Raw genomic sequence first — 24,635 nt, forward strand, 5'->3', positions numbered from 1 at the left:
AGTGACTCATCGGGACTGCCCGCCGCAGCGTAATCGAAACCGGCCCTGGCCGATACCACCGAAGGCCGGCCGGGCGCCCCCGGCCCTCAACGCCGCTGGCCGGCCAGCATCGCCATGCGCTCGGCATCGGCGAGGATGCCGCGCAGCAGCCGCACCTCGCGCTCGTCCAGTTCGGCGCGCAGGAACAGCCGGCGCAGCTTGCGCAGCGCCGACTCGGGCGCGCGCCCCTTGTGGAAGTCGATCGCCTCCAGGGTCTCGCCGAGCTGGGCGAAGAAACCCTCCAGCTGCGCATGCGAGGCCGGCGGATCGGCGCGCCCGGGCGCAGGCGCCGGCGGCGCCGCCGCGAGCGCGGCCATGCGCAGCTCGTAGGCCAGCACCTGCACCGCCGCGGCCAGGTTCAGCGAGCTGTAGCCGGGGTTGGCCGGGATGTGCACGGCGGCGTGGCACAGCTGCAGCTCCTCGTTTTCCAGGCCGGTGCGCTCGCGGCCGAACACCAGCGCCACCTCGGCGCCGTCGGCGGCCTCGCTCAGCATGCGGCCGGCGGCCTCGCGCGGGTCGTACTGCTCCAGTTGGACCCGGCGGTTGCGCGCGGTGCAGCCCAGCACCAGCCGGCAGTCGGTCAGGGCCTCGGCCAGGGTCGGGAAAACCGTCGCGGCCGCGAGCACGTCGTCGGCGCCCGCGGCCAGGGCCGCGGACTCGTGGTTGGGGGCCTTCTCGGGCGCGACCAGGACCAGCCGGGACAGGCCCATGGTCTTCATCGCGCGGGCCGCGGAGCCGATGTTGCCGGGGTGCTGGGTGCCCACCAGGACGATGCGCAGCCGCGACAACGAGGCGGTTTGGTCAGGATTCGGATCGTTCGCCATGCGCAATGGTAAACTCCCCGCCCCGGCCATAGCGCCGGTTCGTTCTTTCAGCCCGCCAGCCCGTCCCCCACCTCCGTTCCCGAGGCCGTTCGCCATGCAGAAACCCGCCGTCACCCTCATGGTCAAGGCCGCCCGCGCCGCCGGCAACGTGTTGCTCCGCCACATGTACCGCCTGGACGCCCTGAACGTGGTCGAGAAGGACCGGATGGACTACGCCAGCGAAGTCGACAGCCTGGCCGAGGCCGAGATCATCAAGGAGTTCCGCCGCTCCACGCCCGACTACGCCATCCTCGGCGAAGAGAACGGCTCGATCGGCAGCGGCCGCTACACCTGGGTCATCGATCCCCTGGACGGCACCAGCAACTACCTGCGCGGCATCCCGCACTACTGCGTCTCGATCGCCCTGGTCGAGGGCGGCGAGCCGATCCATGGCGTGATCTTCGATCCGCTGCGCAACGAGCTGTTCACCGCCAGCCGCGGCAGCGGCACCCAGCTCAACGAGAAGCGCGTGCGCGTGGCCGAACGCAAGGACTTGAACGGCGCCATGGTCGTCACCGGCTTTCCGCCGCGCGAGCGCCCGCGCGCCAGCGCCCATCTCAAGTGCGTGGATTCGCTGCTGACCGAGGCCGAGGACATCCGCCGCACCGGCTCGGCCGCGCTCGACCTGGCCTACGTGGCCTGCGGCCGCGCCGACGCCTATTTCGAGGCCGGGGTGAAGCCCTGGGACATCGCCGCCGGCGCCCTGATGGTGCGCGAAGCCGGCGGCAAGGTCTGCGACTTCCGCGGCCGCGGCACCGGCCCCATGGACGCGCGCGGCACCATCGGCCGCCAGTTGGTCGCCGGCAACCTCAAGGTCTGCGACGCCCTGCAGAACCGCATCGTCAACACCGGCTACGCCGCCGCGTTCGACTGAGCCGCGGACATACGGCGCACACGAGAAGGCCGCGCGGATGCGCGGCCTTTTTCTTTGTCCGGCCCGCGCGCCTACACTCGCCCGGCCGCAACAGACGGCCTCGGCTACCTGTAGGAGCGGCGTAAGCTGCGACCGCGAATCCCGGCCAGCGCGCAGGCTCGATCGCCTTCGCGGCTCCGGGTCGCGGCTTACGCCGCTCCTACCCCAAAGCGGAGAACCAGGCCGCACGATCCGCCTACGAATTCCTCCTGTAGGAGCGGCGTCAGCCGCGACCGCGAAGCCCGGCCAGCGCGCCGGTTCCGACGCTGTCGCAGCTCCGGGTCGCGGGCTGACGCCGCTCCTACCCCAAAGCCGGCCCCATGCCTCTTGTGGGAGCGGCGTAAGCCGCGATCGATTGCCGGCGTAGCGGCATTGACCTATGGGATCCGCAGGCCGGCCTCGCATGGCGATGCAAGTCGCGCGGCCGCGCGTGTTCTCGCTATCGCGGCTCACGCCGCTCCCACAGAAAGCCGCGGAGCGCGCGTTACGCGGTCACGCCCCCGGTGCGACGCCCCGCCCCATTGCCTCGACGCAAACGAAAAGGCCGCGCATCTGCGCGGCCTTTTCGTTGCCTGGAGCCGACGCCCCAGCCCGGGACTCAGGGTCGGCGCGCCAGCGCCGCCTCGTCCTTGGCCTTGGGCATCAGGTCCTGCTTGGTCACCTTGAGCCAGCCCATGGTCAGCAGCGGGCAGGCCACGAAGATCGAGGACAGGGTGCCGATCACGATGCCGAGCATCTGCGAGATCGCCATGCCTTCCAGCGAACCGCCGCCGTACAGGTACAGCGCCAGCACGGTCAGGAAGGCCACGAACGAGGTGATCACCGTACGCGACAGGGTCTGGTTGATCGACTTGTTGAGGATGGTCTCCGGATCGGCGCGCATGGTGCGGAAGTTCTCGCGCACGCGGTCGAACACCACGATGGTGTCGTTGATCGAATAGCCCATCACCGACAGGATGCCGGCCAGCACGGTCAGGTCGAACTCGTTGCCGAACAGCGCGAACCAGCCCGCCACCACGACCACGTCGTGCAGGGTGGTCAGCACCGCCGCGACCGCGAACTTCTTCTCGAAGCGGAACGAGATGTAGATCAGGAAGCCGACCACCACGAACAGCAGCGCCCAGACGCCGTTGGCGGCCAGGTCGCGGCCGACCTGGGGACCGACGTAGCCGCCGCCCTTGATCTTGCCGGGGTTGTCGGGCGTGGACGCGATCGACTGGACTTCGTTGATGGTGTTGTCGGAGTCCTTCTGGCTGCCGCCCTTGGGCTGCAGGCGGATCAGCAGCTCGTTGCCGGTGCCGAAGGTCTGGACCTGGGCGCCGGTATAGCCGGCCTCATCCAGGCGCGAGCGGATGCCGTCGACGTCGACCGGCTTGGCGAAGCTCAGCTCGACGCTGGTGCCGCCGGTGAAGTCGAGGGCGAAGTTGAAGCCCTTGGCCACGATCGCGCCGATCGCGACCAGCATGATCAGGGCCGCGACCGCCAGCGACACCCAGCGCAGGCGCAGGAAGTCGATATTGCTGCCGTAAGGGAACACGTTGAAGGGTTTCATGTCGCGTGCTCCGTCAGATCGCGATCGATTTCAGCTTGCGACGACCGCCGTAGATCAGCGTCGCGATGCCGCGCGACACAGACACCGCCGTGTAGGCGGAGGTGGCGATGCCGAGCATCAGGGTGATACCGAAACCGCGCAGCGGACCGGTGCCGAACACCGCCATCGCCAGACCGGCGAGGAAGGCGGTGACGTTGGCGTCGATGATGGTGCCCGAGGCATGTTCGTAACCGCTGGCGATCGCGGCCTGCGGCGGCAATCCGGCACGCAACTCCTCTCTTATTCGTTCGTTGATCAGCACGTTGGCGTCGACCGACATGCCCACCGTCAGCGCGATGCCGGCCAGGCCGGGCAAGGTCATGGTGGCGCCGAACAGCGACATCAGCGCGACCACCATCAGCAGGTTGATCAGCAGCGCCAGACAGGTGATGACGCCGAACATGCGGTAGTAGACCAGGAAGAAGATCAGGGCGAAGGCGAACGAGAAGCTCACCGCCTTCAGGCCGCGCGCGACGTTCTCGGCGCCCAGGCTGGGGCCGACCACCCGCTGCTCGATGAAATCCATCGGCGCGGCCAGCGAACCGGCGCGCAGCAGCAGCGCCAGGTCGGACGCTTCCTGCTGGCTGTCGAGGCCGTTGGTGTTGAATTCCTTGCTGAAGACGCCCTGGATGGTGGCGACGTTGATCACTTTTTCGTCGATCCGGGTCGAACGCACTTCCTTGCCGTCGACCGTGCGCGACTCGGGGATGCGCTCGATGTAGACCACCGCCATCGGCTTGCCGACGTGTTCGGTGGTGTAGTCGAACATGCGCTGGCCGCCGACGCCGTTGAGGCGTACCTGCACCGCGGGGGTGCCGCTCTGCGAGTCGAAGGCGGCGGTCGCGCCGATCAGCTGGTCGCCGGAGGCGATCACGCGCTTGTTGAGCAGGATCGGAATCGGCTTGCCGTCCGGGCCGGTCTCGCGGCGGAAGTAGATGCGCGCTTCCGGCGGCACGCTGCCGCTGCGCAACGCTTCCTGGGCGTCGCCCTCGACCACGCCGCGGTACTCCAGCGTGGCGGTGGCGCCGAGGATGCGCTTGGCCTGGGCGGTGTCCTGGATGCCGGGCAGCTGGACCACGATGCGGTCGGTGCCCTGGCGCTGGATGATCGGCTCGGCCACGCCGAGCTGGTTGACGCGGTTGCGCAGGGTGCCGACGTTCTGTTCGACCGCCTCGGCCTGCATGCGCGCGATCTCGGCCTCAGGGACCTGGATGCTGATGGTGTTGCCGACCACGTCCTGGCCCATCGTCGGCATGCCGCGCGCGATCTCGGCGCGCGCCTTGGCGGCGTCTTCAGCCTTGGTCAGGGTCACGACGATGACGTTGTTGGCGCGGCGCTCGACCGACTCGTAACGCACGGCCTTGTCGCGCAGGGTCACCCGCACGTCCTCGATGGTGGCGTCCAGGCGCTTGTCCAACGCGGCCTTCTGGTCGACCTGCATCAGGAAGTGCACGCCGCCCTGCAAGTCCAGGCCCAGCAGCATGGGCTTGGCCTTGATCGTCTCGAGCCAGCCGGGCACGGTCGAGGCCAGGTTCAGCGCGACGATGTAGTCGCTGCCCAGCGGATCGCGCAGCAGATCGGCGACCTTGTTCTGGCGGTCGTTGTCGGCGAGCCGGACCAGCAGGGTGCCTTCCTTCTCGATCGCCACCGACTTGGCCGGCACGCCGGCCTTGCTCAGCGTGTCGGCGACGCGCTTGCGCAGCGCTTCGTCGACGGCGGCGCCGCGGGCCGAACTGATCTGCACCGACGGGTCCTGCGGGAACACGTTGGGCAACGCATACAGCGCGCTGAGCAGCAACACTACGAGGATGGCCAGATATTTCCAGCGCGAGTAAGTCAGCATCGATTGCCCCTGCGGCGGCCACCCCGGCCGCCGTGCTTCATGTGTCGTGGCGTCGGCTTAGGCCGACTTCAAGGTGCCCTTGGGCAGTACGTTGCCGATCGCGCCCTTCTGCACGCGGATGCGCACGTTGTCGGCGATTTCGACGGTGATGAAGTTCTCGCCGATCTCGGACACGGTGCCGGCGATGCCGCCGTTGGTCAGCACCTCGTCGCCCTTGGAGAGCTTTTCCAGCATCGCGCGGTGTTCCTTGGCGCGCTTCATCTGCGGGCGGATCATCAGGAAGTACATGATCGCGATCAGGATGACGGGCATCAGCAGGCCGCCGAGGCCGCCGCCGAACAGTCCGCCGCCGGCGGGCGCACCGGCCGCGGCCTGGGCGTGAGCGGGGGCGATCAGAAGGTCGAGCAGGTTCATCTAAGGAAGTCCTGAAACGAAAATAGCCGGGGATTATGCCATGGCCGGCTGGCGGCCATGGCTGGGCCCGAAATGGGCCCTGGCGCACGCTTTGCCGGCCGCGAGGGGGTCGGGACGGGCCCCGGCCTCGCGGTGGCCGCCTGGGCGCCGGGCGGTCCTGAGGGGCCCCGGTCGAGGGGGTTCAGGATCGCTCGGCAGGCGGCCCTTATCCCGGCCCACCCGGCCCGACCGCAGGCGGGAGAGGGGGAAAGGGAGTCCGCCAGCCTTGCGGGCGAACGGCGTTCTACAGGCGTGCGGCGTAGAAGGACTCGCGGAAGGCGGCAAAGGTTCCCTGCTCGATCGCCGCGCGCATCTGCGCCATCAGGCGCTGGTAGTAGCGCAGGTTGTGCAGGGTGCCCAGCATCGGCCCCAGCATCTCGTTGCAGCGGTCCAGGTGGCGCAGGTAGGCGCGGCTGAAACCGTTGGCGCAGGCATAGCAGTCGCAGCCTTCCTCGATCGGGCGCAGGTCGCGCTCGTACTTGGCGTTGCGCACGCGCACGGTGCCGGCGGCGGTGAAGTAATGGCCGTTGCGGGCGTTGCGGGTGGGCATCACGCAGTCGAACATGTCGACGCCGCGCGCGACCGACTCCACCAGGTCCTCGGGCCGGCCGACGCCCATCAGATAGCGCGGGCGGTCCTGCGGCAGCTGCGGGCAGGTGTGTTCGAGCATGGCGTTGCGCTCGGCCTCGGGTTCGCCCACGGCCAGGCCGCCGACCGCATAGCCGTCGAAGCCCAGCTCCTTGAGGCCGGCCGCCGAACGCGTGCGCAGCTCGTGGTGGACGCCGCCCTGGACGATGCCGAACAGCGCCGCGTCGTTGCCCTCGTGGGCTTTCTTGGAGCGCTCGGCCCAGCGCAGGCTGAGTTCCATCGATTTGCGCGCGACTTCCTCGGTGGCCGGGTACGGCGTGCACTCGTCGAAGATCATCACGATGTCGGAATCGAGCACGCGCTGGATGTGCATGCTCTCCTCCGGGCCCAGGAACACCTTGCTGCCGTCGACCGGCGAGGCGAAGGTCACGCCCTGCTCGGTGATCTTGCGCCGGTGTGCCAGCGAGAACACCTGGAAGCCGCCGGAGTCGGTCAGGATCGGGCCCTGCCAGCGCGCGAAGCCGTGCAGGCCGCCGTGGTCGCCGATCACGTCCAGGCCCGGGCGCAGATAGAGGTGGAAGGTGTTGCCGAGGATGATTTGCGCGCCCAGCGCGCTGACGTGCTCGGGCATGATGCCCTTGACCGAGCCGTAGGTGCCGACCGGCATGAAGGCCGGGGTCTCCACGCTGCCGCGCGGGAAGCTCAGGCGGCCGCGGCGCGCGGCGCCGTCCTGGCCCAGCAGTTCGAACGACATCCGGCTCATGCGCCGGCCTCCGGGTACAGCAGCATGGCGTCGCCGTAGGAGAAGAAGCGGTAGCGCTCGCCGATCGCGTGCGCATAGGCGGCGAACACGCGCTCGCGGCCGGCGAAGGCGGAAACCAGCATCAGCAAGGTGCTCTCCGGCAGATGGAAATTGGTGATCAGGGCGTCGACCGAACGGATCTTGTAGCCGGGCAGGATGAACAAGCGGGTCTCGCCGGCGAAGGGCCGCAACTCGCCGTCGGCGCCGCCGTTGCGCATGGCCGACTCCAGCGCGCGCACCACCGTGGTGCCCACCGCGATCACGCGGCCGCCGGCCGCGCGGGTGCGGCGGATTTGTTCGATCAGGCCGGCGCCGACGTTGAGCCACTCGCTGTGCATCACGTGCTGCTCGAGGCTGTCGACGCGCACCGGCTGGAAGGTGCCCGCACCCACGTGCAGGGTCACATGGCCGAACTCGACGCCGCGCGCGCGCAGGCGCGCCAGCAGCTCTTCGTCGAAATGCAGGCCGGCGGTGGGTGCGGCGACCGCGCCGACTTCGCGCGCGAATACGGTCTGGTAGCGCTCGTCGTCGTCGCTGCCGGGCTCGCGCTGGATGTAGGGCGGCAGCGGCAGTCGGCCGGCATGCAGCAGCCAGTTCTCCAGCGAGTCGCCGCGCGGCTGGCCGTCGAGATGGAACTGCAGGCGGTAGAACTCGCCCTCGCGGCCCAGCACCTCGGCTTCGCCGCCGGCGTCCAGGGCGATGCGCGCGCCGGGCTTGGGCGACTTGCTCACGCCCAGCTGCGCGCGTGCCTGGGCGCCGCCGAGCAGGCGTTCGATCAGGATCTCGACCCGCCCGCCGCTGCTCTTGTGCCCGTACAGACGCGCCGGGATCACCCGGGTGTCGTTGAACACCAGCAGGTCGCCGGGTGCCAGCAGCTCGGGCAACTCGCGGAAGCTGCGGTCGGCGATCTCGGCCGGCGCCGGCGGCACCAGCAGCAGGCGGCTGGCGGAGCGCTCGGCGAGCGGCGCCTGGGCGATCAGTTCCGGCGGCAGTTCGTAATGGAAATCGGATTTTTTCAAACGGGCGGGTCTTGGTCGGCGGCGAAGAGCCGCTATGCGGTCGGGAGCGATGAGACCGGATACCGGTCGAGGGCGCGGGGCCCCGGCAGCCAACGGCGCCGGAAGCCGGGCATTATCGGCCGCCAGCGGCCCCGGGGCAAAAGCGGCCGTTGGACCGGTTCAGGGCACCTGGCAATTAGCCCGGCCGGACAGGCAGCGCGCGAGAGACGATCTTAAGGCGTAGGGCCCTGCCCGCTCCCCGCCTCGCTCCCCGCCTCGCTCCCCGCCTCGCTCCCTGCCTCGCTGCCGCTGCCGCTGCCGCTGCCGCTGTCGTTGCGGTTGCGGTTGCGGTTGCGGTTGCGGTTGCGGTTGCGGTTGCGGTTGCGGTTGCGGTTGCCGTCGCCGTTGCCGTTGCCGTTGCCGTTGCCGTTGCCGTTGCCGTTGCCCCGGCATTGAAATCCATAGCGCCGCACTCGCCTATCAACCGTAGACCCGAAGGGCGGCGCGCAGGACGCGCTCCGATCTCGCAGGGGAGGTTTGGCGAGACACTGCCCTTCTCTTTGGTTACTTTCTCTTGGGCAAGCAAGAGAAAGTGACCCGCATGCGTAGCAGGCGGAAGCCGTTGACTTTGCTAACCACCATTCGCAGCAACACCCGACGAAGCGCTGAAGTCACTGGATCCCCGCCTTCGCGGGGATGACGAGCAAAGGCAAATCCTCCCCAGCCTTCCTTCAAAAGAAGGAGTCAAAAGCAAAGGCGGGCGCAGGAGCGGAGAAGATGCGCGCGCGCCGAAGATGGCGACGATGCGGTTCGCCTGCGGCTCACCACATCCTACGATCCCCGCCTTCGCGGGGATGACGAGCAAAGGCAAATCCTCCCCAACGTTCCTTCAAAAGAGGAAGTCAAAAGCAAAGGCGGGCGCCAGGAGCGGAGAAGATGCGCGCGCGCCGAAGGTGGCGACGATGCGGTTCGCCTGCGGCTCACCACATCCTGCGACCCCCGCCTTCGCGGGGATGACGAGCAAAGGCAAATCCTCCCCAGCGTTCCTTCAAAAGGAGCGAGTCAAAAGCAAAGGCGGGCGCCAGGAGCGGAGAAGATGCGCGCGCCGAAGATGGCGACGATGCGGTTCGCCTGCGGCTCACCACATCCTGCGATCCCCGCCTTCGCGGGGATGACGGGCAAAGTCAACAGCGGCGCGACGGAGTTCAACCATGAATTCAAACTCGCACAGAAGGCGGAGTTCGCGGTCGCGGCTCACGCCGCTCCTACAGGGAGCTACGGGAAGCTACAGCCAGCCGTTCTGACGGGCCTGGCGATAGGCCTCGATGCGATTGCCGGCACCGAGCTTGCCGATCGCCTCGGACAGATAGTTGCGCACCGTGCCCTGGCTCAGGTGCAGGCGCTGGCCGATCTCGGCGGTGGACACGCCCTCGCCCGCCAAGCGCAGGACCTGGCGCTCGCGTTCGGTCAGCGGGTCTTCCTCGCCCCAGGCGGCGACCGCGAGCTGCGGATCAATCGCGCGGCCGCCGCGATGGACCTGGCGCAGCGCCTCGGCCAGCTGTTCGGCCGGCGCGTCCTTGAGCAGGTAACCGCGCACGCCGGCGTCGAGCGCGCGGCGCAGGTAGCCGCTGCGGCCGAAGGTGGTGACGATCACCACCTTGGTGTCCAACCCGGATTCGCGCAGGCGCTGGGCCAACTCGATGCCGGTCATCTGCGGCATCTCGATGTCGGTGACCAGCAGGTCCGGCTGCAGCCGTTGCACCGCCGCCCAGGCCGCCTCGCCGTCGCCGACCGCCGCCACCACGTCCAGATCGGATTCCAGGTTCAACAGCGCGGCCAGGGCGCCGCGCACCATCGCCTGATCCTCGGCCAGCACCAGCCGGATCATGCCGCGCCCCGCTCGCCGATGGCCCGCGCCTGTAGCGGAGCGTCGTCGTTGCGGCGCGCGGCGGCCAGGGCCTCGCGCGGCAGGATCAAACGCAGGCGGGTGCCGCCGCCCACCGGGCTGTCGATTTCGACGCTGCCGCCGACCTCGCGCAGGCGCTCGCGCATGCCGGTCAGGCCATGGCCTTCGCGGCCGGCGCCGCCGCGGCCGTCGTCGGCGATCAGCAGGCTGAGGCCGCCGCGGGTTTCGCCGACCAGTTCGACCTCGACCCGGGTCGCGCCGGCATGGCGCAGCACATTGGTCACCGACTCGCGCAGGGCCAGGGTCAGGGCGGTCTCCAGCTTTTCCGGAATCTCGACCGGCGCCAGCCGGTGATCCAGGCTGATCTCGGCGCTCAGCAGGGCCAGGCGCGCGGCCGCCAGTTCGGCCTGCAGGCCGTTGGCGCGGATGCCGGCCACGGCCTCGCGGACCTGGGTCAGGGCCTCGCGCGCGACCCGCTCGACCTCGCCGATCTGGACGCGCGCGCCCTGCGGATCGCGTTCGAACAGACGCGCGGCCAGTTGCGTCTTCAGCACCACCAGCGACAAGGTATGCCCGAGCACGTCGTGCAGATCGCGGCCGATGCGCTCGCGTTCGGCCAGGCTGGCCAGTCGCCGCACCTCGTCCTGGGTCAGGCGCAGTTCGGCGTTGCGCAGCTCGCGGTTGCGGATGCTGACCACGCCGACGAACACCATCGCCGCCACGATCACGTTGATGATGAAGGTCGACAGCGGCATCGCCGCGGCCGGCACGAAGCGGTAGAAGCACACCGCTTCCAGCACCATCATCGCCACGCACAGCGCCAGCGCGCGCCCGGTCGGCAGGCTGGCCGCGGCCAGACCGACGGCGAAGATCACATAAGCCGCGCCGCTGCCGACCGGCATCGTGGCGAAACCCAGCGCGGCCACCGCCAGGGTCAGGGCGACGCGCCGGCGCCGCGACACCGCGTAGTGGTGGGCGAAATACAACAGCACGAACAGCAGCGCGGCACCGATGAAGATCGCGAGCACCCAGGCCGGCACCCGCGGCCAGTAGAACAGCGGCAGGAACGCGAAAATCAGATACAGCAAGGACACCCAGCGCCAGACGGGCGGATGTTCGTGGGCGTGGATGAAGGCCTTGATGCGCATGCGGGTGTTTCCTTCGCTGCCGCGACTGTAAGTAATCCGGAGGCAAAAGTTCAGGGCGCTGCGCCCCGGACGCAAAGCCGGTCGCGCGCGGCGGAGGCGAGGAAGGGCCCCGTAGAGCGCGACCGTCGCCGAGGATCAGCGCAGTTCGACCGCCTCGACGGCGAAGGCGAACGGGCCCGGCGCGCTCGCCGCCAGGGAGATGCCGCGCAGGCGGCTCAAGTCGACGTTGGCCAGGCTCGCCAGCGGCACCTTGACCTCGCGCCAGTCGCTGCCGGTCTCTACCCGGAGCATGCCCGGACGGCCGTTCATGTCGGGGCCGGAGAACACCAGCAGGGTCAGCGGCCTGCCGTCGCCGCGCACCCGCAGGACCAGCTCGCGCACGCCGCCGGCGTCGGTCGCGGCCATCGGCTCGCCGCCCGGGAACAGGATCAGGCCGCCCCAGGGAGACGCCGCACCGGCCGCGACTTCGCCGGCTACCTGCAGCGCCGGGCCGCCGTCGCGGCCCCGGCCGACGGCCAGCTTGGACTGCGAACGGCCGCCGATGATCTGGTCGGTGGTGGCGGCCCAGTTCGGCGCCGGCTGGTCGCCGCGCAGCAGTTCGACCGCGCCCACGCCGACTCGCGGCGTTGGTTTGTCGGCGACGCGGGCGATGCTGTAACCGTTCTTCCACACCGTGCGGATCGCGCGCGTGGCGGCGATGTCGGTGGCGGGATCGCCGTCGACCAGGACCAGATCGGCGCGCAGGCCGGGGGCGATGCGGCCGCGGTCGCTCAGCCCGAAGCGCTGCGCGGGCGCCGAGGTCGCGGCGCGCAGCGCTTCCAGCGGGCTCAGGCCGGCCCGCACCAGCAGCGCCATCTCGGCGTGCTGGCTGGCGCCGTGGGTGGTGCCCGGATTGCCGGCGTCGGTGCCGGCCAGCACGGTCACGCCGGCCGCATGCAGGCGACGCACGTTCTCCAGCGCGTTGCGCAGGTGATGGTCGATGTTCTTGGTCAGCGGGAAGGTCTGCCCCAGCGTGTCCTTCTGCGCCGGCTGCAGCATCGGCGCGATGCGCGGATCGGCGGCCAGCTTGGCGCCCTCGCCGGCGCGCGACAGGGTCGCCATCACGCTCAGCGTCGGGGTCACGAAGGCGTCGCGGCGCTTGATCTCGGCGACCAGGGCCTGGTCGGCGACGCGGTCGCTGTAGACGTGGATCAGGCCGTCGGCGCCGGCGTCGATCACCTTGCGGGCGTCGCCGGCCTGGGCCACGTGCACGATCGCCAGCTTCTTCTGCCGGTGCGCGGCCGCGATCGCCGCCTGCATGGATGCGTCCGACAGGGTCGGAGTGCGCGCACGGCCGACATAGGCGGCGCCGTTGTCGACCACCAGCTTGATGTAGTCCGAGCCCTCGCCGATGCGCTCGCGCACGAAGGCGTCGGCCTGGGCGGGATCGTCCAGGGTCGGGATCGCCATGCCGTATTCGGTGCCGTGGCCGCCCTTGGCGGTGACCAGGGTGCCGGCCGACCACAGATCGGCGCGGTCGGTGCGCGCGTGGCCCTCGCGTTCCTTGCGCGCTTCGGGGATCAGGCGGTGATCGGTGAACATGTCCAGCTCGGTGGTGACGCCGAAACGCAGGGCGTCGCGGCGGGCCTCGCCGAAGCTGTGGGTGTGGGCGTCGATCAGGCCCGGCAGCAAGGTGCCGCCGCCGCCCTCGACCACCGGCACGCCGGCCGGGATCGCGAGCTGGGGCCCGATCGCGGCGATCAGGCCGTCGCGCACCAGCACCGTGGTGGCCGGCAGCATGCGCTGGCCGTCGAACACGCGCACGTCGCGGATGGCGACGTCGCCGCCGCCGTCGCCGACCGGGTCGGCCGCGACCGCGGCGCCGCTCAGTACCGCCAACGCCAGCACGCCCAACCAGGTGGCCTGGGGAATCTTCATCGTGGAACTCCATGGGGACCGGCGCGGCCGGCTTCGGGTGACGCCACTGTCGCGATCTTGCCGCGGCCGCGGCAGTGGGCGCCGTCACCGGGCCCGCATGACAGCTGTCATCCGCGCCGGCCCGGTGGGGGTTATCGCCGTGCCCCGGACGTGGTAGACTCACACAAGCTATTGAATTGAAACGAAAAACAACCGCGAGGCCGGCCGCAAGCAGGCCGCCGCGATGGGCTTCGTTTCGGACATGCGCGTTTCGACCTGCATGAAGGGCGGCGCTTGGCGACCCGGACCCTATCCGGGGCGCTGCAACTGCGAGCGCCCGGCCACGGAGGCCGGGCCTGTTCTTCATCCCACGATGCTTCGGCCGGACTGCCGACGACCATTGGAGATCCCGTGATGACCCTGCTCAGCCCTCTCGCGCCGCTGCGTGCCCATGCCGGCGCGCGCCGCACCACCGGCCTGGACGACGCCACCGTGGCGCGCTTCGCCGCCAGCCACCCCGAATTGGTCGAGGCCATCGAAGCCGCCGCGGTGGAGTACGCCGCCGTGCGCGCCGACATCGCCGATCTGCTCGATCTGGACGAAGACGCGCAGATCCGCGCCGTCCAGGGCGGTTACGTGAATTTCTACACCGACGATGGCGTCAATCCCTACATCGCCCTGGTCGCGCGCGGCCCCTGGGTGATCACCCTCAAGGGCGCGGTGCTGCACGACTCCGGCGGCTACGGCATGCTCGGCTTCGGCCATACCCCGGGCGCGGTGATCGCGGCCATGGCCAAGCCGCAGGCGATGGCCAACATCATGACCCCGTCGCTGTCGCAGCTGCGTTTCGAGCGCGCCCTGCGCGGCGCGATCGGCATGATGCGCGGCGGCTGCCCCTACGCCCGCTTCCTGTGCCTGAACTCCGGCTCGGAATCGGTGTCGCTGGCGGCGCGCATCGCCGACGTCAACACCAAGCTGATGACCGACCCCGGCGCCAAGTACGCCGGCCGCGCGGTCAAGCGCGTGGTGGTCAAGGGCAGCTTCCACGGCCGCACCGAACGTCCGGCGCTGTACTCGGATTCCTCGCGCAAGGCCTATGTGCAGTACCTGGCCAGCTTCCGCAACGAGGACTCGGTGATCACGGTCGAGCCCTACGACATCGAGGCGCTCAACAAGGTCTTCGCCGACGCCGACGCCAATGGCTGGTTCGTCGAGGCGATGTTCCTGGAGCCGGTGATGGGCGAAGGCGACCCGGGCCGCGGCGTGCCGCCGGCGTTCTACGCCGCCGCGCGCGAGCTCACCCGCAGCCACGGCTCGCTGCTGCTGATCGACTCGATCCAGGCCGGCCTGCGCGCGCACGGCGTGCTGTCGATCGTCGACTACCCAGGCTTCGAAGGCCTGGACGCGCCCGACATGGAAACCTATTCCAAGGCCCTCAACGCCGGCCAGTACCCGCTGTCGGTGCTCGCGGTCGGCGAACGCGCGGCCTCGCTCTACCGCAAGGGCTTGTACGGCAACACCATGACCACCAACCCGCGCGCGCTGGACGTGGCGGTGTCGGTGCTGTCGCAGGTGACCCCGGAACTGCGCGAGAACATCCGCGCGCGCGGCGCCGAGGCGCTGCAGAAGCTGGAGCAGCTCAAGACCGAGCTCGGCGGCCTGATCACCAAGGTCCAGGGCACCGGCCTGCTGTTCTCCTGCGAACTGGCGCCGCAGTTCAAGTGCTTCGGCGCGGGTTCGACCGAGGAATGGCTGCGCGAGCGCGGCATCGGCGTGATCCACGGCGGCGTCAATTCGCTGCGCTTCACTCCCAACTTCACCATCACCAGCGCCGAGATCGATCTGCTGGTGTCGATGGTCGGTCGCGCGCTCAAGGAAGGTCCGCGCGCGCAGCAGGCCGCGGCCGCCTGACAAGGAAAAGGAGTGAGCGTGGAGGAGTGAGGAGCGAGCGAAAGCCGCTATCCGATTCACTCACCGCTCACTCCTCCGCGCTCACTTCTGCTCCAAAGGGGTCACGGAATGATTCGTTTATCGAACAAGGACCGCGGCGCCGACATCGGCCAGTTCCGCGGCGAACAACGGCGGCCCCTGGTGCGCGCGGCCATCGGCGGCAGCGACGGCGTCGAAATCCGGCGCCTGCGCACGGCCTGAGGCCGAAGCGCGTGCCGGCCGCGGCGACGCGGACCGGCTTGCGCGGGCCCATCCGCTGATGTCCCTCGACCTGATCCAAGCCCGGCACGAGCGCGAGATCCACCTCTCGCGCAAGTCGTTCGCCCTCGACCAGCGGTTCCATGCGCAATTGCTGGCGCGCGCGCAGCCGCACGAGGAGTACCCGCTGCTGCACCGGTTGCGCTACCACGCCGACACCGCGTTTACGCGCGGCGAATTGCCGCTGCTGCATGCGGAATTGGAGCGGATAACGGCCCAGTTCACCGAGCGCACGCAGATTCGCGCGGTTTCGCGCTTCGTCGAGCAGGCCATCGCCGACGGCGACAACCTCTACGCCAGCGCCGACTGAACTTGCGCCCCGGTTTGCCCCGCATGGCCAGGTTCCCAGCGATAACGAGAGCCGGGATTCGCTTTGCGCTTCCCCGCCCGCAGAACAGAGTCCATCCGTCGCGCCGACGTCCGCGTCTTCGAAGCAGCGGCGGCCAGCGCCCGCGACGGCCCGAGCCGCGCTTGCGTCCATCCCCATAACCAATCAATCCTTTGCGGCAAGGATCGCCCGCCCCACCCGAGGCCGCTCATGAAAATCGTCGAAGTCCGTCACCCGCTGGTCCAGCACAAGCTCGGGCTGATGCGTCGCGCAGGCAACAGCACCAAGGAGTTCCGCGAGCTCGCCTCCGAGGTCGCGACCCTGCTCACCTACGAGGCCACCGCCGATCTGGAAACCGAGGAAGCGGTGATCGAAGGCTGGGCCGGGCCGGTCAGCATCCGCCGCATCAAGGGCGCCAAGGTCACCCTGGTGCCCATCCTGCGCGCCGGCCTGGGCATGCTCACCGGCGTGCTGGAGCTGATCCCCTCGGCCAAGGTCGGCGTGGTCGGCCTGCAGCGCGACGAGCGCACCCTGCAGCCGGCCGGCTACTACGAGAAGCTCACCGGCCGCATGGACGAACGCACCGCGCTCATCCTCGACCCGATGCTGGCCACCGGCGGCACCCTGATCGCGACCGTGGACATGCTCAAGGCCGCGGGCTGCCGCCGCATCAAGGGCCTGTTCCTGGTCGCCGCGCCGGAAGGCCTGCGCGCGCTGGAAGCCAAGCACCCCGACGTCGAGGTCTATACCGCGTCGGTGGACCAGCGACTCAACGAAGTCGGCTACATCCTGCCCGGCCTGGGCGACGCCGGCGACAAGATCTTCGGGACCAAGCACGACGGCTGAGCCCCGCGATCCCTACGCGGATCGCTAGGCGGCGCTTCCCAGATGCACCAGCGCCGCCACCGCCAGCAGGCCGATCCAGCCGGGATGCCTGCCGCGGGTGCCGATCAGCACCAGCATCGAACCAGCCAAGCACGCGAACAGCATAGCCTTGACGATGACCGGATCCGGCGCCGTATCGCCCTGCGCAATCGACAGCAGCAGGTAGGCGAAGCCGAAACCGAACGCGCTCGCCAGATGCCAGGTCGCCCACAGGATTCCGATATGGCGCACCTGCAGCGGAGGCGCCGGCTCTTTCGGCACCAGCCCGGCCTTGCGCAGCCTCCTGAAGATCAGCACTTCGCCGAACACGGAGTGCACCAGCCCCACCAGGATCAGGGCTATCGCGGCGGCAAGAAAATAGGCGTGCACGCGTTTCTCGTCGGTGGTGGCGGAACCGGCATCGCGGGCGCGACGCCCTACTCCGACGTCGCCTTGGCTTTCGCGCGCCGCCGTCTGCGCGCCACCAGCGCGATCGCGATCACCAGCGCCGCGCCGCCGAACCATGGCCACAAGCGATGCGCGCCCTCCGCTTCGGGCGCGGCCACGGGCGCCGGCACCGGCGCGGCGTTCAAGGCCGCCGCCGCGGTCGCCGCCGACATCCGCCAGCGGCCGTCGACCAGTTCCACCTTGCCTTCCAGCGGCGGCAGCTGCAGTTCGCGCCAGCTCACGCGCAGATCGCCGATCTGCGGATCCAGCGGATTCTCGGCGCTGCCCAGGCCGTCGCCCTCGGGCTGGAAGGTCGCCGCCAGATTGGCCGGCAGGCGCGAGAAATTGGGCCGGAACACCCTCCACTCGCCCAGCGCATGCAGCACGCCCGAGTCGATCGGCCGCCCGTCCAGGCTGGCCGATTCCGACCACCAGCGCCGGTTCTCCAGCGGCAGCGTGGGCGGGTTCTGGTGTCCGGGCGCATAGCCCTGCGAATCGATCGGAGCCGCGTTCCAGACCCGCTCGTAGCCGGTGGGCGTGGCCCGCCACTGATACATCTCGACCCGCCGGTCCAACCCGAACCGGCGGCTGCTCACGCCGAACTCGCGGTCGCGCAAGATGCCCGCGGTAGTCGGCTCGCCGACCGGCTCGGCCGTGCTGGCGGTTGTCGCCTTGCCGCCCGGCGGCGCGGGCGCCTGCGCCGCGGCCGCGGCGACGAACAGCGCGATCGGCAGCAGCAGCGCCGCCCGCGCCGATCTCATGCAGCCAGGGCCCGCGCGTGCAGGGCCGGCACTTCGTGCGCGGTGCCGAACTTGCCCTTGTCGTCGCGCACCACCTGGGCCAAGGCGCAGCCCGGGTCGTGGGTGAAGAACAGATGCACATTGCGTTCGAGCTTGTCGGCGAGGAAGGCCTTCTTCTCGTCGATCAGCAATTCGGCATTGCGGTCGTAGCCCATGGTGATGGGCACGTGCACCCAGGGCCGGCCGGGAATCAGATCGGCGCAGAACACCACGCCGCCGTGCGGACGGCCGGCCACGATCTCGGGACCGACGATCTCGGCCAGCATCAAGCCCGGCGTGTGGCCGTCGCTGTAGTGGAAGCGCACGCTGTGGCCCAGCGTCCGCGAATATTCGCCGTCGACCAGCTCCAGACGGCCGGTGGCCTCGAGCAGTTCCGGCAATTCCGGGATGAAGCTGGCGCGATCGCGCGCATGCGGCTGGCGCGCGCGCTCGTAATGCGCGCGCCCGACCAGGTAGCTCGCGTTCGGGAACAGCAAGCTCGGCGCCTGGCCCTCGGCCCAGGGCGCGAGCAGGCCGCCGGCATGATCGAAGTGCAGATGCGACAGCACCACCACGTCGATGTCCTGCGGCGCGAAACCCGCCTCGGCCAGCGATTCCAACAGCACATGGCGCTCCTCGACCACCCCGTAGCGTTCGCGCAGCTTGGGCTCGAAGAAGGCGCCGATGCCGGCCTCGAACAGCACCGTCTTGCCGGCCAGCGGACTGGCGAGCAAGGCGCGGCAGGCCAGGTCGATGCGATTGTGTTCGTCCGGCGGCGACCACTTCGCCCACATCGCGCGCGGCGCGTTGCCGAACATGGCGCCGCCGTCGAGTTTCTGGCTATTGCCCAATACGGACCAAAGTTTCATCGCGGCCATCCGGAGGATCAGCGGGAACAGTGCGGGCGCCGGCATGCGCCCGCATACGCGGACATCCACGCACCACCGGCATAGGGTAACTCCGCGAGCGTTAGCGCCGCGATAGCGCGAGCGGGTGCAGACGGCCCTGAGCGCGACCAGGCGGCTCCGCGCGCGCCCGGCTCAATCCTGCGGGGTGGCCACGGTCGAGAAATGGAATACGAACTCGCCGGCCTTGCCGCCCTCGGCGGCGACCCGGATCGGCGCCAGGCTGGCGTCGGCGCGCAGTTTGGCGCTGCCGCGCGCGACTGTGCTGCTGATCAGGCCCGAGGCATGGCCGGTGATCTTGATGGTCATCTCCTGGCCCGGCACCAGCACCACCCGCGCGATCGAGGGGTCGCTGGCGCGCGGGCGCGCGATGGCGTCGGCGCCGGTGTCGACGTAATCGCGCGCGGCCAGCGAGAACAGTTCCTCGCCGCCGCCTTCGATCTCGAACGACCAGGAAGTGCTGCCGTTGGTGCCGTCGTCGATCACCTCGATCTGCTTGAGGGTCAGCAGCACCGCGGTCTTGCGCGGCGCTTGCGGCGCGGACACCGGCGCCACCGTCGGCTTGGCCGGGACGGTGGCCGGCGCGGGCGCGGGCGCGTTGAGCCAATCGCGCACGTTGTTGACCAGGGTGCTCAACCCGACCAGAAACGCGAGCACCGCGACCGATATCGCCGGCACGCGGGCGTACCAGGGCTTGTCCTGTTGATCCGTCACTGTCCGCCCGCCCCTGTCCGTCGCGCCGTTGTGTCGAAGGCGCAATCTACTGCACCGCGCGCGCCGGCTCTAGCGCCGCGCGCGCGACTATCGCAACCGGGTTCAGGGCTGGGCGAGCACCGCGGCCTTGCCCACCGGGTTGCGCGGATCGGTGCCGCCGGCCAGCGTGCCCGCGGCCTTGTCCCACATCACCGTCTGCAGGTTGCCCCAGCTGGCTTCGCCGGCGTTGACCTTGTGGCCCATCGCCTGCAGCGCGGCCACGGTGGCGGCGTCCAGCGCGCCGGCCTCGGCCGAGATCGCATCGGGCATCCACTGGTGGTGGTAGCGCGGCAGGGCCGCGACCTGCTGCGGCGCCAGGCCGGCGTCGTAGGCCAGGATCGCCAGCAGCACCTGGGTGATGATGCGGCTGCCGCCCGGGGCGCCGACCGCGATCACCTTGTCCTTGGACTCCAGGAAACTGGGCGTCATCGAGCTGAGCATGCGCTTGCCCGGCGCCGGCGCGTTGGCCGAGAAGCCCATCACGCCGAACGCATTGGGCGTACCGGGACGCAGGGCGAAATCGTCCATCTCGTTGTTGAGCAGCACGCCGGTGCCCGGCGCGACCATGCCCGAGCCGTACAGCAGGTTCACCGTCTGGGTCGCGGCGACGCGGTTGCCTTCGGCGTCGATGATCGAGAAATGGGTGGTCTCGTCGTCTTCCAGCGGCGCGGCCTGGCCCGACAGCAGGTCGCTGGGCGTGGCTTTCTCGGGATGGATGGTCGCGCGCAGGCCGGCGGCGTAGTCGGCGCTGGTCAGGCGCGCCAGCGGCATCTTCACGAAGTCCGGATCGCCCAGGTAGAGCGTGCGGTCGCGATAGGCGCGGCGCATCGCTTCGGCCACGATGTGGACGCGGTGAGCGTCGTCGAGCTTGGACAGGTCCCAGCCCGAGATCGTCTGCAGGATCTCGGCCAGGGCCACGCCGCCCGAGGACGGCGGCGGCGCGGTGACGATGTCCCAGCCGCGGTACTTCAGGCGCAGCGGTTCGCGTTCGCGCACCTGGTAGCCGGACAGTTCCTCGGCGCGCCATTGGCCGCCTTCGTGCTTGACCGCGGCCAGCAGCTTCTTGGCGACTTCGCCGCGGTAGAAGCCGTCGTAGCCCTTGCTGGCCAGCAGCTCCAGGGTATGCGCCAGTTCGGGCTGCTTGAGGATCTCGCCGGCCTTGGGCGGGTTGCCGTCGGCCAGGAACACCGCGCGCGTGCCGGCGTAGCGCTCCATCACTTCGCGCCGGCTGGCGTAGCCCTTTTCCAGGCGCGGGTAGATCGGGAAGCCTGCGTGCGCGATCCGGATCGCCGGGGCCAGCGAAGTTTTCAGCGGCAGCTTGCCGTAGCGCTCGGCCAGGTGCACCAGCGCCGCCGGCAGGCCGGGGATGCCGGCCGACCAGGGGCCGTTGGTGGCGCGGTCGCGGTCGAGTTCGCCGTTCTTGTCCAGATAGGCGGCCGGAGTGGCCGCGGCCGGCGCGGTCTCGCGCGCGTCGACGAACACGTCGCGCCCGCTCTTGGCGTCGTGCAGCAGGAAGAAGCCGCCGCCGCCGATGCCGGAGCTGATCGGCTCGACCACCGACAACGTCGAGGACACCGCCACCGCGGCATCGAAGGCGTTGCCGCCCTGACCGATGATCTCCAGGCCGGCGTCGGTGGACAGCTGATGCGCGCTGGCGATGGCCGCGCCCGGCGGATGCGCCGCGCCCGCCTGCGGCGCCTGTGCGGCCTGCGCGGGCGCCAGCAGCAGGGCCGCGCCCGCCAACACCAGGGACAGCAGACCTGCGCGTACTGCGGACGCCTTGCGCATCGGGATCACTCCTGTTGCAAACGCTGCAGCTTGAGCAGCAGCTGTTCGTGGGTTTCGGGATGGGCCGGATCGTTGTCGATGCATTCGACCGGGCAGACGACCACGCACTGCGGTTCGTCGTAGTGCCCGACGCATTCGGTGCAGCGCGCCGGGTCGATCACGTATATGGTCTCGCCCTGCGCGATCGCCTGGTTCGGACAGGCCGGTTCGCAGACGTCGCAATTGACGCAGAGCTCGTTGATGCGCAGGGACATGGGGGGACTATGCCACTCGGTGCGGCGATTTTCGCGGCGGGACGCTGTGTTTCGGATCTAGCCGGTTACGCAGCGGCTTGGGTCGCCCGGCGCGAGCGCCCAGCGCTCGGGCGTGCGCGGGCCAGAGGCCCGCAGACGCATCCGCTCAACCCCGCCTTCGCAGGGTAACGCTCCGGCAGAGGCGTGGCCGCCCTCGGCGACCACCCGCCGGAGCCTTACTTGGCTTCGATGAACGAGTACTCGACGCCGTACGGAGCGACGGCTGCCTTGACGCGCTCGCTGTCGGCGGCGGCGCCGATGAACAGCACCTTCACGCCCTTCATCGGCGGGGTTTCCTTGGTCGGCGCCGGGAAGGCCTCGACGATCATGTCGGCCATCTTGGCCGAGGCCGGCGAACCGTAGGCCAGCAGGGTGCCTTCGACGATGCCGCGGGCGATGTCGAGCTTGGCCTTGTCGGCCTGGCGGCTGTAGTAGCCCTGGAAATCCGCGCTGGTCTCGGCCGGCAGGTAATACAGGTAGGGGCTGACGGCAATGCCTTCGGCCTCGACCTTGCGCTTGACGACGTCGGTGAGGTACTTGCTCCACTCGGTGTCGTCGCTGCTCTTGGGCGCGGTCAGCGGGGCTTGCACGGCGGCGGCCGGCGCGGCTTCTTCCTTCTTGCACGCGGCCACGAAGGGCAGCGCGAGGCAGGCGATCAGCATCAGGCGGGAGGTGGTGTTCATCGGGATCCCCGTTTGTTGGAAGTCATCGTTTCTGATTGCGCTGCCATTCGGCCTGCAACGCTTCGGCTACCGCCGGTGGCACGAACCCGGAGACGTCGCCGCCGAGGCGGGCGATCTCGCGTACCAACGACGAGGAAATGAATCCGTACTGCTCGGCCGGGGTGAGGAACAGCGTCTCCACCTCCGGGATCAGGTGGCGATTCATGCTCGCCAGCTGGAACTCGTATTCGAAGTCCGAGACCGCGCGCAGGCCGCGCAGCAGCACCCCGCCGCCGACTTCGGCGACGAAATGCGCGAGCAGGCAGTCGAAACCGCGGACTTCGATATGCGGGTGGTGGGCCACCGCCTGGCGGGCCAGCTCCACGCGCAGATCCAGCGGCAGCGCCGGACCCTTGCCGGGGCTGGCGGCCACGCCGATGATCAAGCGTTCGAACAGCGGAGCGGCGCGGTCGACGAGGTCGATATGGCCGTTGGTGATCGGATCGAAGGTGCCGGGATAGACGGCGATTCGAGTACGGGCCACGCTCATGGAGTGATCGTTCGCGTCTGCTGGCGGAAGGCGGCGGATGCGCGCCGGAGCGGGCCTGAGGCCCCGCTACCGTCGCGACGCGTCCGTCGGGACGGGTCGAAGTGTAGCAGCCGCGCGCATTCGCAGGGTCCGCTGCGACCGGGGCGGCCGCCCCGGCATTCCGGACCGCCGATACGGCTCAGTCCGTCGCCGGCCGGTGCCGGTACAGGGCGTAGCTCACCTCGCGGGTGCCGCCCTCGCGGTGCCGCAGCCAGTCCGGCGGCAGAGCCGGCGTCGTACCCTGCGGCGCCTCGACGTACAGCCAGGCGCCTGCGGACAGTTTCGGCAACAGCGCCGGCCAGACCGCGTCCCACAAGCCGGCCGCGAACGGCGGGTCGACGAAGGCCAGGTCGTAGCCGGCCTCGGGCTGTGCGCCCAGCCAGACCAGGGCGTCGGCCTGCACCACCTGCGCCGCTTCGCCGCCGGGCAGGCGCGCGGCGGTCGCGCGCAGGGCCGCGGCCAGGGCCGGGTCGCGTTCGACCAGGGTCGCGACGGCCGCGCCGCGCGACAGCGCTTCCAATCCGAGCGCGCCGGTGCCGGCGAACAGATCCAGCACGCGCGCGCCGGGCAAGGCCGGCGCCAGCCAGTTGAACAAGGTTTCGCGCACGCGGTCGGAGGTCGGGCGCAGGCCCGGCGCATCGGCCACTTCCAGACGGGTGCCGCGCCAGCGGCCGCCGATGATGCGGATGCGGCCAGGAGCCGCGCCGGCGCGCGTGGGCCGGCCTGCGGTGGATTTGTTCATCGGGAGCGTGCGGGAGCCGGTGCTAGCATGTGCGCATTCTCGCGCATTCGTGACGCTTCCCCCTGATGATCGGTTTTTTCCGCCGCAAGAAGCCCGAAACCCCCGCCAGCGAACCCCGCCTCAGCACCGAGGAACTGGCCGCCGCATTCCCGTCGGCGCCGACCGGCGCGCCCGCTCCGGCCGACCCTGCCGCGCCTGAAGCCGTGGCCGCGGTCGAGCCCGTGCCGGCCGAGGTGATCGCCGCCGCGCTCGAGGTCGACGCCGAGGTCGCCCAGGCCGTCGCCGACGAACCGGCCGCCCCGCCCGCACCCGCCGGCAAGCCCGGCTGGCGCGAACGCCTGCGCGGCAGCGCCTTCGCGCGCAGCCTCGGCGGCCTGTTCTCGCGCAATCCCAAGCTCGACGACGATCTGCTCGACGAGATCGAAACCGCGCTGATCACCGCCGATGTCGGCGTGACCGCGACCACCCAGCTGATCGAAAGCCTGCGCCGGCGCATGAAGGCGCGCGAGTTCGCCGATGCGCCGGCCCTGCTGACGGCCCTGCGCGCCGATCTGATCGCGCTGCTGCGGCCGGTCGCGCAGCCGCTGCGCATCGACCCCGCGGCGCGCCCGTTCGTGCTGCTGACCGTGGGCGTCAACGGCGTCGGCAAGACCACCACCATCGGCAAGCTGGCCAAGCGTTTCCGCGACGAGAACCGCGCCCTGATGCTGGCCGCCGGCGACACCTTCCGCGCCGCCGCGGTCGCGCAGCTGCAGGCCTGGGGCGAACGCAACGGCGTGCCGGTGATCGCCCAGGGCCAGAACGCCGACGCCGCCTCGGTCGCGTTCGACGCGCTGCAGGCGGCCAAGGCGCGCGGCACCGAGGTGCTGATCGCCGACACCGCCGGCCGCCTGCACACCCAGCAGGGCCTGATGGCCGAACTGGGCAAGATCAAGCGCGTGCTGCAGAAGGTCGACGCCGCTGCGCCGCACGAAGTGCTGATGGTGATCGACGGCACCACCGGCCAGAACGCCCTGTCGCAGCTGCGCCAGTTCCACGCCGCGGTCGGCGTGACCGGCCTGGTGGTGACCAAGCTGGACGGCACCGCCAAGGGCGGCGTGGTGTTCGCGCTGGCGCGCGAGTTCGGCATTCCGATCCGCTACGCCGGCATCGGCGAGCGCCCCGAAGATCTGCGCGTGTTCGACGCCGAGGCCTTCGTCGACGCGCTGCTGCCAGAAGCGCTAGGCGCCTGAGCCAG

Annotated in this window: 27 protein-coding genes; 6 read left to right on the forward strand and 21 right to left on the reverse strand. The window is 70.1% G+C overall.

The features are described 5' to 3' along the window. Positions 1-86 precede the first annotated feature (86 nt). Complete coding sequence (locus V1318_RS07685) at positions 87-863, reverse strand: RNA methyltransferase (protein WP_332939068.1); 777 nt, start codon at positions 861-863, stop codon at positions 87-89. Between the two features lie 94 nt (positions 864-957). On the opposite strand from V1318_RS07685, the gene V1318_RS07690 reads away from it, so the two are divergent. Further along, a complete protein-coding gene (locus tag V1318_RS07690; RefSeq protein WP_332939069.1) occupies positions 958-1,776 on the forward strand; it encodes an inositol monophosphatase family protein in 819 nt (272 codons plus the stop codon). Positions 1,777-2,413: 637 nt separating this feature from the next. Here V1318_RS07690 and secF read toward each other — a convergent pair. From secF to V1318_RS07745, 11 genes are all read right to left on the reverse strand, one after another. After that, positions 2,414-3,367 (reverse strand): protein translocase subunit SecF, encoded by a 954-nt coding sequence (secF, locus tag V1318_RS07695; RefSeq protein ID WP_332939070.1) that lies wholly within the window; start codon positions 3,365-3,367, stop codon positions 2,414-2,416. Positions 3,368-3,380: 13 nt separating this feature from the next. Beyond that, on the reverse strand, positions 3,381-5,249 hold the full coding sequence (gene secD, locus V1318_RS07700) for a protein translocase subunit SecD (RefSeq protein ID WP_332939071.1): 1,869 nt from the start codon (positions 5,247-5,249) through the stop codon (positions 3,381-3,383). A 57-nt stretch (positions 5,250-5,306) separates the two neighbouring features. Beyond that, entirely contained in the window at positions 5,307-5,663 is a 357-nt protein-coding gene (gene yajC, locus V1318_RS07705) for a preprotein translocase subunit YajC (RefSeq protein WP_332939072.1), read from the reverse strand. A 283-nt stretch (positions 5,664-5,946) separates the two neighbouring features. Then, entirely contained in the window at positions 5,947-7,053 is a 1,107-nt protein-coding gene (gene tgt / locus V1318_RS07710; RefSeq protein ID WP_332939073.1) for a tRNA guanosine(34) transglycosylase Tgt, read from the reverse strand. Further along, positions 7,050-8,111 carry a tRNA preQ1(34) S-adenosylmethionine ribosyltransferase-isomerase QueA gene (gene queA, locus V1318_RS07715; protein WP_332939074.1) on the reverse strand — a complete coding sequence of 354 codons (1,062 nt, stop codon included), beginning with the start codon at positions 8,109-8,111 and terminating at the stop codon, positions 7,050-7,052. Before queA ends, tgt begins: the two co-directional genes overlap by 4 nt. A 212-nt stretch (positions 8,112-8,323) precedes the next feature. Then, complete coding sequence (locus tag V1318_RS07720) at positions 8,324-8,563, reverse strand: hypothetical protein (protein WP_332939075.1); 240 nt, start codon at positions 8,561-8,563, stop codon at positions 8,324-8,326. Between the two features lie 416 nt (positions 8,564-8,979). Further along, positions 8,980-9,114 carry a hypothetical protein gene (locus V1318_RS07725; protein WP_332939076.1) on the reverse strand — a complete coding sequence of 45 codons (135 nt, stop codon included), beginning with the start codon at positions 9,112-9,114 and terminating at the stop codon, positions 8,980-8,982. Between the two features lie 38 nt (positions 9,115-9,152). Further along, complete coding sequence (locus V1318_RS07730; protein WP_332939077.1) at positions 9,153-9,299, reverse strand: hypothetical protein; 147 nt, start codon at positions 9,297-9,299, stop codon at positions 9,153-9,155. Between the two features lie 76 nt (positions 9,300-9,375). Next, on the reverse strand, positions 9,376-9,978 hold the full coding sequence (locus V1318_RS07735) for a response regulator transcription factor (RefSeq protein ID WP_332939078.1): 603 nt from the start codon (positions 9,976-9,978) through the stop codon (positions 9,376-9,378). After that, positions 9,975-11,144, reverse strand: a complete 1,170-nt coding sequence (locus V1318_RS07740; protein WP_332939079.1) for a sensor histidine kinase — start codon at positions 11,142-11,144, stop codon at positions 9,975-9,977. Before V1318_RS07740 ends, V1318_RS07735 begins: the two co-directional genes overlap by 4 nt. A 135-nt stretch (positions 11,145-11,279) precedes the next feature. Continuing rightward, positions 11,280-13,061: a CIA30 family protein gene (locus tag V1318_RS07745; RefSeq protein WP_332939080.1), complete on the reverse strand. Its 1,782-nt coding sequence runs from the start codon at positions 13,059-13,061 to the stop codon at positions 11,280-11,282. 393 nt (positions 13,062-13,454) lie between these two features. Here V1318_RS07745 and V1318_RS07750 point away from each other — a divergent pair, with 393 nt between their 5' ends. The 4 genes from V1318_RS07750 (at position 13,455) to upp (ending at position 16,422) form a co-directional block, all read left to right on the forward strand. Continuing rightward, positions 13,455-14,951 (forward strand): aminotransferase class III-fold pyridoxal phosphate-dependent enzyme, encoded by a 1,497-nt coding sequence (locus V1318_RS07750; RefSeq protein WP_332939081.1) that lies wholly within the window; start codon positions 13,455-13,457, stop codon positions 14,949-14,951. 108 nt (positions 14,952-15,059) lie between these two features. Further along, positions 15,060-15,191 carry a hypothetical protein gene (locus V1318_RS07755; protein ID WP_332939082.1) on the forward strand — a complete coding sequence of 44 codons (132 nt, stop codon included), beginning with the start codon at positions 15,060-15,062 and terminating at the stop codon, positions 15,189-15,191. A gap of 58 nt (positions 15,192-15,249) precedes the next feature. Then, the gene (locus V1318_RS07760; RefSeq protein ID WP_332939083.1) at positions 15,250-15,558 is read left to right on the forward strand and encodes a hypothetical protein; all 309 of its coding nucleotides are present in this window, start codon (positions 15,250-15,252) and stop codon (positions 15,556-15,558) included. A gap of 228 nt (positions 15,559-15,786) precedes the next feature. Next, a complete protein-coding gene (gene upp / locus V1318_RS07765) occupies positions 15,787-16,422 on the forward strand; it encodes a uracil phosphoribosyltransferase (protein ID WP_332939084.1) in 636 nt (211 codons plus the stop codon). A gap of 24 nt (positions 16,423-16,446) precedes the next feature. Here upp and V1318_RS07770 read toward each other — a convergent pair whose 3' ends face one another. From V1318_RS07770 to rsmD, 9 genes are all read right to left on the reverse strand, one after another. Then, positions 16,447-16,830, reverse strand: a complete 384-nt coding sequence (locus V1318_RS07770; RefSeq protein ID WP_332939085.1) for a hypothetical protein — start codon at positions 16,828-16,830, stop codon at positions 16,447-16,449. Positions 16,831-16,877: 47 nt separating this feature from the next. Next, complete coding sequence (locus V1318_RS07775; RefSeq protein ID WP_332939086.1) at positions 16,878-17,648, reverse strand: TMEM43 family protein; 771 nt, start codon at positions 17,646-17,648, stop codon at positions 16,878-16,880. Beyond that, positions 17,645-18,535, reverse strand: coding sequence for an MBL fold metallo-hydrolase (locus V1318_RS07780; protein ID WP_332939087.1), 891 nt, complete (start codon positions 18,533-18,535; stop codon positions 17,645-17,647). Before V1318_RS07780 ends, V1318_RS07775 begins: the two co-directional genes overlap by 4 nt. Positions 18,536-18,706: 171 nt before the next feature. Next, positions 18,707-19,285, reverse strand: coding sequence for a hypothetical protein (locus V1318_RS07785; RefSeq protein ID WP_332939088.1), 579 nt, complete (start codon positions 19,283-19,285; stop codon positions 18,707-18,709). 102 nt (positions 19,286-19,387) lie between these two features. Continuing rightward, positions 19,388-21,112, reverse strand: a complete 1,725-nt coding sequence (gene ggt, locus V1318_RS07790; RefSeq protein ID WP_332939089.1) for a gamma-glutamyltransferase — start codon at positions 21,110-21,112, stop codon at positions 19,388-19,390. A gap of 5 nt (positions 21,113-21,117) precedes the next feature. Continuing rightward, positions 21,118-21,366, reverse strand: coding sequence for a YfhL family 4Fe-4S dicluster ferredoxin (locus tag V1318_RS07795; RefSeq protein WP_332939090.1), 249 nt, complete (start codon positions 21,364-21,366; stop codon positions 21,118-21,120). A gap of 215 nt (positions 21,367-21,581) precedes the next feature. Continuing rightward, positions 21,582-22,088, reverse strand: a complete 507-nt coding sequence (locus V1318_RS07800) for a hypothetical protein (protein ID WP_332939091.1) — start codon at positions 22,086-22,088, stop codon at positions 21,582-21,584. Positions 22,089-22,110: 22 nt separating this feature from the next. Then, the gene (coaD, locus tag V1318_RS07805) at positions 22,111-22,617 is read right to left on the reverse strand and encodes a pantetheine-phosphate adenylyltransferase (RefSeq protein WP_332939092.1); all 507 of its coding nucleotides are present in this window, start codon (positions 22,615-22,617) and stop codon (positions 22,111-22,113) included. 178 nt (positions 22,618-22,795) lie between these two features. Further along, the gene (gene rsmD, locus V1318_RS07810; protein ID WP_332939093.1) at positions 22,796-23,398 is read right to left on the reverse strand and encodes a 16S rRNA (guanine(966)-N(2))-methyltransferase RsmD; all 603 of its coding nucleotides are present in this window, start codon (positions 23,396-23,398) and stop codon (positions 22,796-22,798) included. A gap of 65 nt (positions 23,399-23,463) precedes the next feature. On the opposite strand from rsmD, the gene ftsY reads away from it, so the two are divergent. After that, entirely contained in the window at positions 23,464-24,630 is a 1,167-nt protein-coding gene (gene ftsY / locus V1318_RS07815) for a signal recognition particle-docking protein FtsY (protein ID WP_332939094.1), read from the forward strand. The last annotated feature ends 5 nt before the right edge of the window (positions 24,631-24,635 follow it).

This window comes from Lysobacter sp. CCNWLW3, assembly GCF_036697405.1.
Taxonomy (GTDB): Bacteria; Pseudomonadota; Gammaproteobacteria; order Xanthomonadales; family Xanthomonadaceae; genus Lysobacter.

What these genes read in the sequence shown, in the direction of transcription:
- V1318_RS07795 (WP_332939090.1), bottom strand. Translation starts at nt 21,366, where the DNA reads ATGTCCCTGCGCATCAACGAGCTCTGCGTCAATTGCGACGTCTGCGAA.
- V1318_RS07800 (WP_332939091.1), bottom strand. Translation starts at nt 22,088, where the DNA reads ATGAACACCACCTCCCGCCTGATGCTGATCGCCTGCCTCGCGCTGCCC.
- secF (WP_332939070.1), bottom strand. Translation starts at nt 3,367, where the DNA reads ATGAAACCCTTCAACGTGTTCCCTTACGGCAGCAATATCGACTTCCTG.
- tgt (WP_332939073.1), bottom strand. Translation starts at nt 7,053, where the DNA reads ATGAGCCGGATGTCGTTCGAACTGCTGGGCCAGGACGGCGCCGCGCGC.
- V1318_RS07775 (WP_332939086.1), bottom strand. Translation starts at nt 17,648, where the DNA reads ATGAGATCGGCGCGGGCGGCGCTGCTGCTGCCGATCGCGCTGTTCGTC.
- V1318_RS07745 (WP_332939080.1), bottom strand. Translation starts at nt 13,061, where the DNA reads ATGAAGATTCCCCAGGCCACCTGGTTGGGCGTGCTGGCGTTGGCGGTA.
- V1318_RS07755 (WP_332939082.1), top strand. Translation starts at nt 15,060, where the DNA reads ATGATTCGTTTATCGAACAAGGACCGCGGCGCCGACATCGGCCAGTTC.
- yajC (WP_332939072.1), bottom strand. Translation starts at nt 5,663, where the DNA reads ATGAACCTGCTCGACCTTCTGATCGCCCCCGCTCACGCCCAGGCCGCG.
- ggt (WP_332939089.1), bottom strand. Translation starts at nt 21,112, where the DNA reads ATGCGCAAGGCGTCCGCAGTACGCGCAGGTCTGCTGTCCCTGGTGTTG.
- V1318_RS07735 (WP_332939078.1), bottom strand. Translation starts at nt 9,978, where the DNA reads ATGATCCGGCTGGTGCTGGCCGAGGATCAGGCGATGGTGCGCGGCGCC.
- secD (WP_332939071.1), bottom strand. Translation starts at nt 5,249, where the DNA reads ATGCTGACTTACTCGCGCTGGAAATATCTGGCCATCCTCGTAGTGTTG.
- V1318_RS07760 (WP_332939083.1), top strand. Translation starts at nt 15,250, where the DNA reads ATGTCCCTCGACCTGATCCAAGCCCGGCACGAGCGCGAGATCCACCTC.
- V1318_RS07750 (WP_332939081.1), top strand. Translation starts at nt 13,455, where the DNA reads ATGACCCTGCTCAGCCCTCTCGCGCCGCTGCGTGCCCATGCCGGCGCG.
- V1318_RS07780 (WP_332939087.1), bottom strand. Translation starts at nt 18,535, where the DNA reads ATGAAACTTTGGTCCGTATTGGGCAATAGCCAGAAACTCGACGGCGGC.
- rsmD (WP_332939093.1), bottom strand. Translation starts at nt 23,398, where the DNA reads ATGAACAAATCCACCGCAGGCCGGCCCACGCGCGCCGGCGCGGCTCCT.
- V1318_RS07685 (WP_332939068.1), bottom strand. Translation starts at nt 863, where the DNA reads ATGGCGAACGATCCGAATCCTGACCAAACCGCCTCGTTGTCGCGGCTG.
- V1318_RS07740 (WP_332939079.1), bottom strand. Translation starts at nt 11,144, where the DNA reads ATGCGCATCAAGGCCTTCATCCACGCCCACGAACATCCGCCCGTCTGG.
- coaD (WP_332939092.1), bottom strand. Translation starts at nt 22,617, where the DNA reads ATGAGCGTGGCCCGTACTCGAATCGCCGTCTATCCCGGCACCTTCGAT.
- V1318_RS07690 (WP_332939069.1), top strand. Translation starts at nt 958, where the DNA reads ATGCAGAAACCCGCCGTCACCCTCATGGTCAAGGCCGCCCGCGCCGCC.
- upp (WP_332939084.1), top strand. Translation starts at nt 15,787, where the DNA reads ATGAAAATCGTCGAAGTCCGTCACCCGCTGGTCCAGCACAAGCTCGGG.
- ftsY (WP_332939094.1), top strand. Translation starts at nt 23,464, where the DNA reads ATGATCGGTTTTTTCCGCCGCAAGAAGCCCGAAACCCCCGCCAGCGAA.